The organism is Mesorhizobium sp. B2-4-7, from assembly GCF_006442685.1.
In the GTDB taxonomy this organism is placed as follows: Bacteria; Pseudomonadota; Alphaproteobacteria; order Rhizobiales; family Rhizobiaceae; genus Mesorhizobium.
The window spans coordinates 160,236-171,820 of the sequence record NZ_VFVH01000007.1; the positions used below are offsets into that span (position 1 = coordinate 160,236).

At 62.2% G+C, this 11,585-nt stretch carries 13 protein-coding genes; 2 read left to right on the top strand and 11 right to left on the bottom strand.

Annotated elements, in window-relative coordinates; translation table 11 throughout:
- Window positions 1-22: 22 nt before the first annotated feature.
- From FJ946_RS19765 to FJ946_RS19780, 4 genes are read right to left on the bottom strand one after another with little or no spacing between them, the layout of a single operon-like run.
- The gene (locus FJ946_RS19765) at window positions 23-1,276 is read right to left on the bottom strand and encodes an MgtC/SapB family protein (RefSeq protein ID WP_140522929.1); all 1,254 of its coding nucleotides are present in this window, start codon (window positions 1,274-1,276) and stop codon (window positions 23-25) included.
- 13 nt (window positions 1,277-1,289) lie between these two features.
- Window positions 1,290-1,742, bottom strand: a complete 453-nt coding sequence (gene trxC, locus FJ946_RS19770; RefSeq protein ID WP_140522927.1) for a thioredoxin TrxC — start codon at window positions 1,740-1,742, stop codon at window positions 1,290-1,292.
- A gap of 28 nt (window positions 1,743-1,770) precedes the next feature.
- A complete protein-coding gene (locus tag FJ946_RS19775) occupies window positions 1,771-3,624 on the bottom strand; it encodes a heavy metal translocating P-type ATPase (RefSeq protein ID WP_140522925.1) in 1,854 nt (617 codons plus the stop codon).
- 34 nt (window positions 3,625-3,658) lie between these two features.
- Window positions 3,659-4,045 carry a DUF302 domain-containing protein gene (locus FJ946_RS19780; RefSeq protein WP_140523416.1) on the bottom strand — a complete coding sequence of 129 codons (387 nt, stop codon included), beginning with the start codon at window positions 4,043-4,045 and terminating at the stop codon, window positions 3,659-3,661.
- A 164-nt stretch (window positions 4,046-4,209) separates the two neighbouring features.
- Between FJ946_RS19780 and FJ946_RS19785 the strand changes: the two genes are divergently transcribed.
- Entirely contained in the window at window positions 4,210-6,888 is a 2,679-nt protein-coding gene (locus tag FJ946_RS19785) for a bifunctional acetate--CoA ligase family protein/GNAT family N-acetyltransferase (protein ID WP_140565800.1), read from the top strand.
- 22 nt (window positions 6,889-6,910) lie between these two features.
- Here FJ946_RS19785 and FJ946_RS19790 read toward each other — a convergent pair whose 3' ends face one another.
- From FJ946_RS19790 to FJ946_RS31560, 3 genes are read right to left on the bottom strand one after another with little or no spacing between them, the layout of a single operon-like run.
- Window positions 6,911-8,464 (bottom strand): bifunctional aminoglycoside phosphotransferase/ATP-binding protein, encoded by a 1,554-nt coding sequence (locus tag FJ946_RS19790; RefSeq protein WP_140522921.1) that lies wholly within the window; start codon window positions 8,462-8,464, stop codon window positions 6,911-6,913.
- A gap of 49 nt (window positions 8,465-8,513) precedes the next feature.
- A complete protein-coding gene (locus tag FJ946_RS31555; protein WP_318013167.1) occupies window positions 8,514-8,759 on the bottom strand; it encodes a hypothetical protein in 246 nt (81 codons plus the stop codon).
- Complete coding sequence (locus FJ946_RS31560; protein ID WP_318013166.1) at window positions 8,756-8,911, bottom strand: c-type cytochrome; 156 nt, start codon at window positions 8,909-8,911, stop codon at window positions 8,756-8,758. Before FJ946_RS31560 ends, FJ946_RS31555 begins: the two co-directional genes overlap by 4 nt.
- A gap of 173 nt (window positions 8,912-9,084) precedes the next feature.
- Between FJ946_RS31560 and FJ946_RS19800 the strand changes: the two genes are divergently transcribed.
- Window positions 9,085-9,921 carry a universal stress protein gene (locus tag FJ946_RS19800; protein ID WP_140522920.1) on the top strand — a complete coding sequence of 279 codons (837 nt, stop codon included), beginning with the start codon at window positions 9,085-9,087 and terminating at the stop codon, window positions 9,919-9,921.
- A gap of 64 nt (window positions 9,922-9,985) precedes the next feature.
- Here the strand turns inward: FJ946_RS19800 and FJ946_RS19805 are convergent, their stop codons facing one another.
- The 4 genes from FJ946_RS19805 to FJ946_RS19815 are packed head-to-tail and all read right to left on the bottom strand — an operon-like array spanning window position 9,986 to window position 11,575.
- Entirely contained in the window at window positions 9,986-10,432 is a 447-nt protein-coding gene (locus FJ946_RS19805) for a pyridoxamine 5'-phosphate oxidase family protein (RefSeq protein ID WP_140522918.1), read from the bottom strand.
- A gap of 19 nt (window positions 10,433-10,451) precedes the next feature.
- Complete coding sequence (locus tag FJ946_RS31230) at window positions 10,452-10,850, bottom strand: phosphoribosyltransferase family protein (RefSeq protein WP_224656350.1); 399 nt, start codon at window positions 10,848-10,850, stop codon at window positions 10,452-10,454.
- Window positions 10,847-11,137: a phosphoribosyltransferase family protein gene (locus FJ946_RS31235; protein ID WP_224656349.1), complete on the bottom strand. Its 291-nt coding sequence runs from the start codon at window positions 11,135-11,137 to the stop codon at window positions 10,847-10,849. The genes FJ946_RS31230 and FJ946_RS31235 overlap by 4 nt, the downstream gene beginning before the upstream one ends.
- Before the next feature lie 3 nt (window positions 11,138-11,140).
- Window positions 11,141-11,575 (bottom strand): DUF2267 domain-containing protein, encoded by a 435-nt coding sequence (locus FJ946_RS19815; protein WP_140522916.1) that lies wholly within the window; start codon window positions 11,573-11,575, stop codon window positions 11,141-11,143.
- Window positions 11,576-11,585: the final 10 nt, after the last annotated feature.

The following is an 11,585-nucleotide window of genomic DNA, read 5'->3' on the forward strand; positions in this document are numbered from 1 at the left end:
AAAAAGCGCGAGCACAGCACTTCTATCCAGGACCGAGCAACAACAGGGCGCAGATACCCATGGCCGCGGCTATCAGTGTTGTGACGGCCAGTGGCAACCAGAACGTGATCGGACCAGCAAATACTGCGAGCGACAGGCGACCGATCGCGTTTGCTGCGAGCGCCGCGAGCACGGCCTGGCCCACGGTCTCGACGGACACGGAATGCTTGACCAGGCGCAGCGCGCCAAGCACCGAGACATCGACATCGAATGCGCCGGCCAGCGCCGAACTCGCCAGCAGACCGCGCCCACCGAATTGAACGGCCAGCCCGGCACTTGCGGTCGCGACGATGGCAAAGAGCAAGGCGAAGAGCAGCAAGGGGCCCAGTTCGAATGGATTGCGCGCGATCGCGCTGCCTTTACCGTTCCCGCTGTCACGAGCCAGCAGCAATGCGCCGCAGACAGCGAAGGCAAGCGCTGCGGTAATCGCCGGAATCACGACCGATGCGAGCACACTTGGCTCGACGATCAGAACCACGGCGCAGACGCGGAGCACCGAAACCATTGCTGCCAGGGACGCCGCCCCGGCGAGCGGCAGCGGATTGCTTGCCGACGCGGCATTGCGGGCAAGCGCCAAGGTCACTGCTGTGGAAGAGACGATTGCACCGGTGAGCGAACTGACCAGCAGACCGCGTGTATTTCCCAGAATGCGAACAGCCACGTATCCGGCGAACGAAATCGAGGCCATCAGCACCGTCAGGAACCAGACTTCCCAGGGATTGAAACCGGCCCACGGGTCGATCGTGCGGTTTGGCAGCAAGGGCAAGACGATCGCCGTCATCACCGCAAGGACCAGCGCCGAACGCAGTTCGACCCAGGTCAGTCGCTTCAAAAGACCGTGCAGGACCTCGCGGCTGGCCAGGATTACCGCCAATGCCGCGCCACCGGCGGCTGCAGCACGATAATCGCCGGCGACGGAAAGCGCGCCAAGGGCAAACACCCCCAGGCCCGCGATCACGCTGGTGACGCTGAAGTCCTCGTCATGGGCAGCCTCGCGTGCCTTGTACCAGGCAAAGATTGTCGCAAAGGCGATGAACCCGCCGACCAGCACGGATACAGCGCCGAGTGCGTTGGCGAGTGCAGCGAGCACGCCACCCAGCAGGCCAGATATGCCGAATGTCCGGATGCCAGCTGTGCGACTGCGATCGGGCGCGTCCCGCTCCTGCCAACCACGCTCCAAGCCGACAAGAAGACCTATTGCGAGCGCCAGCCCAAGCCGGGCGATGATCGGATCCATTGGCGCGACGACTTCAGGCGGTGACCGTTGGCGGCAGGCGGTCACGAACCCACCTGACGATTTGGCCTGCCGTCATTGCGCCGGATGTGCGCGCGATCTCGCGCCCGCCATGGAACAGGATCATGGTCGGAATGCCACGGATGCCGAGCCTGGCCGCGACAGCCTGCTCATTGTCGGAGTTGAGTTTGATCAGACGAACATGCGGCTCCAGTTCACTTGCCGCCGCTTCATAGGCTGGCGCCATCATCTTGCAGGGGCCGCACCAGGGTGCCCAGACGTCGACGACAACGGGCAGACTGCTGCGCGCGATCTGATGATCGAAACGCGCGGCGTCGACATCTTCCGGGTGACCCGAAAACAGCGCGGTCCCGCACTTTCCGCATTTCGCCTCACTGGCATTGCGGGCTGGCGGCAGGCGGTTGACCCCACCGCATTTGCTGCAAACCACCAGATTTTGCTGTGCCATCGCCATTCACCGATTTTGTTCTCAACCACTATGCGCGCCACAGATGCCCATCGCCAAGCGTGCGCAAGGCGTTCAGGATAACCGCGACGTCAATCCCCTCCTGAAGCAGCGCTCCGGCAACCGGCGTGATCTGCCCCATGGCCGCCGCGATCATTGCCAGCCCGGACAACGCCAGCCCGGCGATGATGCTCTGCAAGGCGATCGATCGCGTTCGCCGTGCAATCCGAACCGCGTCCGCAACCGGCTGCAGCCTGTCGGTCAGCACGATGACGTCGGCCGCCTCGGAGGAGGCGGTCGCACCACGGGCGCCCATGGCGATACCGACCGTTGCGGCGGCAAGGGCAGGTGCATCGTTGATGCCATCGCCAACCATCATTGTGGGCGCTGTTGCTTTCTCGGCCTCGACGGTGGTGACCTTGTCCGCAGGGACGGCATCGGCGATGATGACATCCAGATCAAGCCTGGAGGAAACACGCTTTGCTGCCGCACTGTCATCACCTGTAAGCATGACCATGCGCGTGATGCCAGCCGAGCGCAGATTGGCGAGCGCGTCGCGTGCATCAGGACGCAACGCATCGCCCAAGGTGAAAATCCCAGCAAGCTCTCCAGCGACGGCGACAAAAACCCTAAGCACCGGCTCGTCCCGGTATTTTTCTTCGCCGCTTTTCGCCCAGCCGGGCAGCGGCTCGTCGGCGAGCACGAAAGCCCGCGATCCAGCCGCGACCGACATGGTGTCGACCCGGCCGTTGAGGCCTGCACCGCGATGCTCGCTGACATCATGCGGATGCGAAAGCATCAGCTGCCTGCCGCGCGCCGCCCGGATGATCGAGTCGGCGAGCACATGGTGCGATGCCTGTTCCAGGGATGCCAGCAGCTGCAGCGATTGGTTCGCTTCACAGCCGGGTGCGGCTTCGATGTCGATGAGCTCGGCGCCGCCGATGGTCAAGGTCCCCGTCTTGTCGAAGATCGCGGTTCGGACTTGCGCAAGCGCTTCCAGAGCCGCGCTGCCTTTCATCAGGATGCCTGCACGCGCGGCACGCGAGACGCCGCCGATGAAGGCAACAGGGGCAGCCAGGATGAGCGGGCAAGGTGTGGCGACTACCAGCACGGCCAGCGCCCGGATTGGATCACCGGAGATGTACCAGGCGGCGCCGGAAACCACCAGAGTGGCAGGCAGCAGGAACAGGGCGAAACGGTCGGCCATGCGAATGAAGGGGGATTTCGCCGTCTGCGCTGCAGCGACCATGCGTACGATCGCGGCATAGGTGCTCTGGTCTGCCAAGGCGGAAGCCTGCATGCTGAATGTCTCGCCGGCATTGATGGTGCCGCTGCGCAGCGTGTCGCCCGCTATCCGCCGCTCGGGCAGCGGCTCGCCGGTCACCGCGGACTCGTTGAGGGAGGCCGAAGGATCAAGCAATATACCATCGACGGGAAGCAATTCGCCGGCCCGGACCAGAAGCTCGTCCCCGACAGCAACATCTTCGACGGGGACTGTCTCTGTCCCTCGGGTTGTCGTCCGATGGGCCACACGCGGCGATCGGTCGGTCAACGCCTTGAGGTTCCGTTCCGCGCGGCCACGAGCGAAATCCTCAAGGACTGTACCACCGGCATACATGATAGCGACCACCACTGCCGCAAGCGGTTGTCCGAGCAGCAGCGCGGCGGACATCGAGACCAGCGCAATCGCATCAACGCCGAAGCGGCCGATCCAGAAATCGCGCAGAATGGAGATTGCGAGAGCCGCCACCACGGGCAAGGTCGACACCGTCCAGATCGTGTGGGCTTCGATGGGACCGAGCCCCGTTCGCCAGGCTCCGGCTCCGACGGCGAGACCCAGGATAGCGATGACCAGCAATGCGCGTCGTAGAGCAGACTCGCTCATCCGATGTCCCTCAACCTTGATGGCCCCTTTGGCGCTAGAGCTCGCGGACCATCTCCTCGAGCACGCGACGCACAACGTTCGCGACCTGCGCAAGCTCGCGATTGGCGATGGCCCCCATTGAAGCGACCGGATCCACCGCCGCGACTTCTACCTTTCCTGGTTCGACCTCGGTGACGATGACATTGCAGGGCAGCATGGTTCCGATCTTGTCTTCGGCCTGAAGGGCTCGCCAGGCGAAATGCGGATTGCACGCGCCCAGGATCACATAGGGCCTGAAATCTTCACCAAGCTTGGCCTTCATGGTCTGCTGAACATTGATCGAGGTCAGAACGCCAAACCCCTTGCTTGCGAGCTTGTCGCTCACGTGGTCGATTGCCGCTGTGAACGGCATGGCGACGATCTTGCTGAAATAGTAACTCATCTTAACTCTCCAATCCTTGACCGCAGCAGTGGCTGCTACGTCGCAAGCGACCGCTTCGAACCCTCTTGCAACAGCTAATCGCGAGAACCGGACGAGGCTTTGATCCAGCGCAATGAAGGGGCAGGATCGATTGGCGACTATCGCCGCGAACGGGAGACCCACCGGTGACGATCCGAAATCTTGAACATGCGTTCGCCCCGAGGTCGGTCGCCGTATTCGGCGCATCGGTGCGCGAAGGCTCCGTCGGCCGCGTCGTCTTCGACAATATGGTCAGCGGCGGCTTCGAGGGCGAGATCTGGCCGGTCAACCCGAAATATTCGCAAGTGGCTGGTCGGCAATCCTATGCCAAGGCGGCCGATCTTCCAGGCGTTCCAGACCTTGGTGTCATCGTCACGCCGCCCCGAACAGTTCCGGCCATAGTGCGCGACCTTGCAGAGAAGGGCACGCGGGCGGCGATCGTCATCACCGCCGGGCTCACGCACGAAAACGGCCTGCGTCAGGCGATGCTCGATGCGGCCAAGCCCACCGTTTTCCGCATCATTGGGCCGAACACGGTCGGGCTGATGATCCCGCCATTGAAGCTCAATGCTGGATTTGCGCACATGGCCGCCAAACCCGGCAGCATCGCGCTGCTGTCGCAATCCGGCGCCATCGCGACGTCGCTGATAGACTGGGCGGCGGACAACAATGTCGGCTTCGCCCAGATCGTCTCTCTGGGCGACATGGCGGATGTCGACGTGGGAGATTGTCTCGACATGCTGGCGGGCGACATGCACACGCGCGCCATCGTAATGTATCTCGAAACCATCCCCAATCCGCGCAAGTTCATCTCGGCCGCGCGTGCGGCGGCACGCATAAAGCCGGTGATTGCGATAAAGTCGGGCCGGCACGAGCAATCAGCCAAAGCAGCCGCGACCCATACCGGCGCGCTATCGGGCGCCGATCGCGTCGTCGATGCGGCATTGCTGCGTGCTGGCATACTGCGCGTCAAAGGTCTCACCGAGTTGTTCGATGCGGTTGAAACGACCGCCCGTTTCGTTCCGCTGGAACGAGCCCGCGTCGGCATAGTCACCAATGGTGGCGGCGCCGGCGTGCTTGCCGTCGATCAACTCGTCGAAGGCAACGGGCACCTGGCCGAGCTATCGCCGGAAACGATCACTCGTCTGGATGCCGTCCTGCCGAGTACATGGTCCCACGCCAATCCGGTCGACATTATCGGGGACGCCCCGCCAGAACGCTATGCCGCCGCGATCGAGGCGATCATGGCCGATGCCGGCACCGACGTCGTCCTGGTCATGAACTGCCCGACTGGGCTCGGCTCGCCGCTTGCCGCGGCAAGCGCCGTGGCGGTGCTCGCGCAGGGCGGCAAGATCAGCGGCAAACCTGTCCTGACCTGCTGGCTCGGCGAACACACGGCGCGCGAGGGGCGACGTGTTCTTCAGGATGCTGGTCTTGCCAGCTTCGAGACGCCGGCGGACGCCGCAACGGCGGTTTCTTATCTCAGCGAATGGTCGCGTGCCCAGCGGGCATTGATGCGCACGCCGTCGAGCCGCAGCGACATCGCGAGCGACCGGGAAGCCGCGCTTGCAATATTCAGGGCCGTCGCCAGGGAAGGGCGGCGTATGCTGACCGAGTCCGAAGCCAAGGCGGCAATCTCGGCCTACGGCATCCCTGTCCCCGAGACGATCGTCGCCAGATCTCCTGCCGAAGCGCAACTGGCAGCCAGCCGGTTCCTCAAGACATCCGAGCAGGCCGTCGTCAAACTCCTGTCCAAGGCGATCACGCACAAGTCGGACATTGGTGGGGTGGTGCTTGGCATCGCCGACCCCGTTGCCGCCGGGGAGGCGGCACGCGCAATCGAGGCGCGCGTGCGCAAGCACGCACCGCAAGCCGACATTGAAGGCTATGCCGTTCAGCCAATGGTGGCGCGAAAACAGGCGCAGGAACTCATCCTCGGGATAAGCCGCGACCCGATCTTCGGGCCAGTCATCCTCTTTGGAGCCGGGGGCGTCGCGGTCGAAGTGATGAACGACACGGCGATCGCGTTGCCGCCGCTCGACGACATTCTTGCCGGTGACCTAATCGACCAAACCCGGATCGGCCGCGTTCTTGCCGGGTTTCGTGATCGCAAGCCGGCCGATCGGCAATCGATCATTGCTTCACTCAACGGCCTATCGCAGATGATCGTCGACTTTCCGTGCCTCGTTGCGGTGGATATCAATCCGCTGCTGGCCGACGCCGAGGGTGTGATTGCACTCGACGCCCGCATCGAGATCGAGCCGGAACGGGTGGAAGAGGCGGGGCCGAACCCGGCACTTGCCATAAGGCCCTATCCGTCGGGTTGGGAAAAGGTGTTTTCGGCGGGCGACATCGACTACAATATCCGTCCGATCAAGCCGGCCGACATCTCGCTCTATCCCGAATTCCTTGCCAGGATTTCGCCCGATGATCTGCGCCTGCGTTTTCTGTCGCCCCGCAAAAGCTTCTCCGACCAGATGCTGAAGCGGCTCACCCAGCTAGACTACGGTCGCAACATGGCTTTCGTTGCGCTGAATACGAGCTCCGGCGCGCTGGCCGGTATCAGCCGGATATCTTGCGATCCCGACCACACCGTCGCCGAATACGCCTTGCTGGTGCGTACAGATCTCCAGGGTCATGGTCTTGGCTGGGAATTGCTCAGCCAGATCGTCGATTATGCGAGGGCCGATGGGATCGGACGAATCGAAGGGATAATGCTCGCCGAGAACACGAGGATGTTGGCCATGTGCCGCGAGTTTGGCTTCTCGATAAGGCGTCATCCTAGCGAACCCGGCCTTGTCGAGGTAACGCTCGAACTCAGTTGAGGCCGATCGCCCGCTGCACCGATCAGGACGCTGTGCACAGGGTTTCGGACGCATCGCTCTCTGAGTGCCTTCTCAATTCCAAGACAATGTCGGCGAGCATCCGATCAGCGTCGATTTTTCGCCAGCCAGACTGGGTGGCATTTCGCTCCAATTGCCGCGAGAGTATCTCGATCGTGGCATCTGAAGGGCCGCCCTTGCGCTCGCTGACCCGCTGCCACAGGACAAGCGGGGCCGCCTCCAACCAAAATCCGGAGAATCTGATAGCCCGGCTGCGCGCCGCTTTCTCGATCCGCTCACGATCGGCGGGTCTGTCGAAAACGGCATCGGCCACGACCGAGCCGCCCTGCGAAAGGATCAGGCCGGCGCGCCATGCCATTTCGCGGTAGACGCGATCGGAAACTTCGGGCCGATAGGCTTTGTCCGGCAGCCTGGTCTCCGGCGGTACACCATGCATGGCCTTGCGGACGCGGTCGCTTTCGACAATGCGGGCGCCTGGCGCTGCACCGAAATGGGCGGCCAGCGCCTCGGCAACGGTCGTCTTTCCCGAGCCACTCAGACCGCCAACGGCAACGAGTCGCGCCGGTTTTTCCTGGAGAAATGTTCGGGCAAGGTCGAAATAGGATCTCGCCTCGGCAACCAGCCTGTCGCTGTCGGCGCTGCGTTCCTCGACCTGCGTTGCGATGACGTGGGCGCGCACGGCAGCCCGCACAGCCATGAAAAAGGGCAGCAGCACGAACCCATCCTCGTCGTCGGCTTCATCGAGATAGCGGTTCATCACAAGGTTGGCGAGCTGCGGAAAACCGCGATGCCAAAGATCCATCAACAGGAAAGCAAGGTCGTATAAAACGTCGATGCTGGCGATCTGGTCGTTGAATTCGATACAGTCGAAGAGGCGAGGCTCGCTGTCTAAAAGGCAGATGTTGTGCAAATGCAGGTCGCCATGGCAGCCGCGGATCTTGCCTGCGGCTTCCCGGCGGTCGAGCAATCCGGAATGCCGGGCGAGGGCGTTGCGGAAGGCCTCGGCAAAGCTCGTGACCTCAGCTTTTGCGAAAACGTGGCTGGTGGCAAAGCCAGCCTCGTTGATGTCGAGCACGCCAGCCAGATTTGATGAGCCGCCGCCATTGTGGATCGTCGGCGCGGCACGGTGGTAGCTGACGATCATGCGCGCAACCGCGGTCATCAGCGCCGGCGTCAATTCTCCGGCGGTTGCCATCCGATCGAGGAGCTTCGACTGGTCGAAGCGGACCATCTCGATCGCAGCATCGACCATTTGGCCGGTGCCATTGAAAGCCAGTTTGCCGTCGGCTTCGCGGGTGATTCGACGCACGACCAAATAGAGGCCGGGCGCGGTCTTCGAGTTGAGTTCCACCTCTTTCTCGCAAGCGGCAAGCCTGAGGGCCGGCGCCGAGAAATCGACATAGGGCAGCTTGACCCCCCGCTTCATCTTGTAGGCGCGTTGGCCAACGAGGAAAATACGGGAAATGTGAGTCTCGATCGCCTCGACGGCCCCGACCGCGCCATGGGTAGCAGGATCAAGCAGAAAAGAGGCAGCGGCTTGCTGCTCATCGACGATCATGGCCGGCCTTCCACGTGTGTTTTGCGTATTTCGTTTGCGCGAGCTGCGTTCATTGCTGCAATGTCTGGACATAGCCTGCCAACTCATGGATCCGTTCCCTGGTGACGATTTCGCCTGCGTTCGGGCCATATTTCTTCACGTCGGCAGGCAGGAATTGGCTGCCCCACACCGGCATGTCGCGCTCGCCATGCGCCGGCACCATGGCGCGGCCGTCGATCACGGCATAAACACGCCAGTAAGGGAATTCGCCGCCATTGCGCCTGGAGAGGCGCGTCAGGTCGCTCGGCCGCTTCAACAACTCGTCGCCAACGGGCCGTCCCCCTTGCCTTCCGGACCATGGCAGACCGCGCACGAGTTCATGTATTCGGCCTTGCCGTCGCCAAGTTCCTGGGCGCGAGCCGCGTTGAAGGCCAATCCTGCCAGAGCCGCCGCGATCAGGAATTTCATCTGCGTTTTCCGATTGATTAGCTGAAAACCTACAGCCCTGGTTTGGCAGTACGTTGATGCGGATCAAATGCCCCGCGGTCACGGTATTTGATTCAGCGCAATGAGCGCGCCGGGCACCCGCGCTAATGACTGAAGCCAGATTGACCTTTCAATCGAAATCAGGAGTTGCCGCCGTGACTTTCAGGACGCTGCTTACGGTTACTGGGCCGAACCAGGGCGAAGCCGATCTAAAGCTGGCCGCCTCACTGTGCGAACAGGTCGGTGCCCATCTCTCCGTGCTCGTTCTCGAGCTGGCCGCGCCGCCCTCTGGGGGCGAGTATGCCGCTGTCGTCTCGCCTGCCTGGCTTGCGGAGCGGCAGGCCGAGTTGAGAAGGCTTGAGAAACGAAAATCAGACGTCGCCGGCTTTCTCTCCCAGACTGCCGTATCGGCCGATCTGAGCGACGACTATCCCGACATGGGATGGGCCGACGACGTCATCGGAAGGCGTGCCCGCTACGCCGATCTGACCCTTCTCGGACCAGATCTGCTGGCAAGCCATGCGCTGAAGGAGAAAGTCATCGAGGGCACGCTGTTTTCATCGGGAAAGCCCATCCTGCTTGTTCCCGAGGGCTCGCGCCCGACGCTGAAGCCGAAACGCATCCTCGTTGCATGGGACGCCCGCCTGGAGTCATCGCGCGCCGTCCGCGAGTCGCTCGATATGCTGAAAGGCGCCGAAGATGTGCGCCTTGTCATCATCGATCCCATCGAAAATGAGTTCCATCACGGCGACGAGCCAGGTGCAGATGCCGCGGCTTATCTTGCCCGGCACGGCGTGAAGGTTACCGTCGAGCGGCTACCGAGTTCGAATCATTCGGTTGCCGACGTGCTTCGCCAGCATGCCGGCGACGTCGCGGCCGAGCTCTTGGTCATGGGCGCCTATGGTCATTCCCGCCTGCGGGAGCGAATCTTCGGCGGGGTCACTAAGTCAATGCTTGAGGGCTCGTCACTACCGGTCTTAATGGCGCGATAACAATCCAAAAGGGCCGGTGCAGATTGCGCCAGCCCTTCGCATCTCGCGCAAATTGATGGAATGACTACTCGCTCGCTTCCCGTCCCGATACCCGTTCGATCAGGATCCGAAAGAAGACATGCGGCGCACTGTCGGCTGTGGGAGGAACCAGCGGCTTGAGTGCGCCGGGTTCCCACCAGTCGGAGTGCTTGCTCAAGACCGTCCAGGCATGATCCCGCTCAAGCTTGTGGCCGATCCGGTCAGGCAGTTCTTCGTATCGGCCGTCAACAACGACGCTTCTCCATCCCCGCCCCTGTCCATGCTCATCCACCTGGACGCACACCAGCGGATTGGCCCGCATCCATTCGATCTTTTTGCCCGGCATGGAAAACGCGTAAAGATGGGCGTCCGAATAGGCGTAGTGGAACGGCACGACATAGGGCTGTCCATCCTTTGCGCATGCCAGGCGGCCCACGCGATTGGCCGTCAGCAATTTGGTACATTCCAAAGCAGAAAGCGTGCGGATCTGCATCAGTTCGATCTCCTGTTCTTCATGGCCTTTGAACCAGGCCGGAAACGTGCCACTGGCCAGTTTTGTACAGCTGGGCAGCCTCGTCCATAGCGGAGACAACGTCGTTGTCAGAGAGTTGCGGGAACTGGCGATAATGATGGCTCAAGGCCTGGAACTGTCCTGGCCTACTGAGGCAGACTACACGGTCCGCTTCCTGCTCCAGCGCGGCGACCGTCACTTGCGGTGAAACGGGAACCGCCACGACGATTTCCCTCGGTGACCGGCGCTTGAGGGCGCGGATCGCGATTTTCATGGTCGTACCGGTCGCGACACCGTCATCGACGATGATAGCCGTCTTTCCTGCGATCGACATCGGTTTGGTCTTGCCACGATAGGCAACGCGCCGGCGTTCGAGTTCAGGACGTTCATTTGCAATCAAGACACGTAAGGCGTCGTCGTCGAGCCCATAGGCTCGACAATTTCACGGTTCAGCACGACCTCCCCAGGGTCGCCATCGATGATTGCGGCAACAGCCAATTCGGGATTGCCCGGGGCGCCGATCTTGCGGACGATCAGCAGGTCAAGAGGAGCGTTGAGGGCTTTGGCCACTTCCACTGCGACGGGCACGCCGCCACGCGGCAATGCCAGTACGATGGGCCGATGCAGTTGAAGTCTGCTCAGCTCCAGGCCAAGCTTCGCTCCAGCGTCTTCCCGGTCACGGAACATCGGTCAATCCACCGGCCACAGGTTTCGCAGCGACTTTTTCATCGAGTTTCTGACCTGTACGATCTCGCCATGCGAAATGTGACGGTCGAGAAGCTTGAACACGGCACTGATCGCGACATCGAAATCGATCTCCTCATCGTAGCCGAAACTGTTTCTGACACTGATAATGAAGTCGCGCTTCGTGCGCTCATGCGCAGGCACCGACGGCTTCCAACCTTCGAAATAGATGCCGCGGACCAAAACAGGCAGTTGCGCCGAGAGATCGGCCATTTCCGCCGGCGACAGCCAGTCCCGCACCGTGTGCAGGACAGCCCTCAGCAGCCGGCACGCGCTCGGTTCGCTCCAGCAGAGGTCTTTGGCGAGCTCCTTGACCCATTGTTGCGCCTGCTGGCCGGCATGCGTGAAGTCAGCGAAGGACGTGTGAGGACAAGGACCCATGGCGATGCTC

What these genes read in the sequence shown, in the direction of transcription:
- trxC (WP_140522927.1), bottom strand. Translation starts at nt 1,742, where the DNA reads ATGGCACAGCAAAATCTGGTGGTTTGCAGCAAATGCGGTGGGGTCAAC.
- FJ946_RS19780 (WP_140523416.1), bottom strand. Translation starts at nt 4,045, where the DNA reads ATGAGTTACTATTTCAGCAAGATCGTCGCCATGCCGTTCACAGCGGCA.
- FJ946_RS19805 (WP_140522918.1), bottom strand. Translation starts at nt 10,432, where the DNA reads ATGCAGATCCGCACGCTTTCTGCTTTGGAATGTACCAAATTGCTGACG.
- FJ946_RS19790 (WP_140522921.1), bottom strand. Translation starts at nt 8,464, where the DNA reads ATGATCGTCGATGAGCAGCAAGCCGCTGCCTCTTTTCTGCTTGATCCT.
- FJ946_RS19765 (WP_140522929.1), bottom strand. Translation starts at nt 1,276, where the DNA reads ATGGATCCGATCATCGCCCGGCTTGGGCTGGCGCTCGCAATAGGTCTT.
- FJ946_RS19775 (WP_140522925.1), bottom strand. Translation starts at nt 3,624, where the DNA reads ATGAGCGAGTCTGCTCTACGACGCGCATTGCTGGTCATCGCTATCCTG.
- FJ946_RS31235 (WP_224656349.1), bottom strand. Translation starts at nt 11,137, where the DNA reads ATGTTCCGTGACCGGGAAGACGCTGGAGCGAAGCTTGGCCTGGAGCTG.
- FJ946_RS19815 (WP_140522916.1), bottom strand. Translation starts at nt 11,575, where the DNA reads ATGGGTCCTTGTCCTCACACGTCCTTCGCTGACTTCACGCATGCCGGC.
- FJ946_RS31560 (WP_318013166.1), bottom strand. Translation starts at nt 8,911, where the DNA reads ATGAAATTCCTGATCGCGGCGGCTCTGGCAGGATTGGCCTTCAACGCG.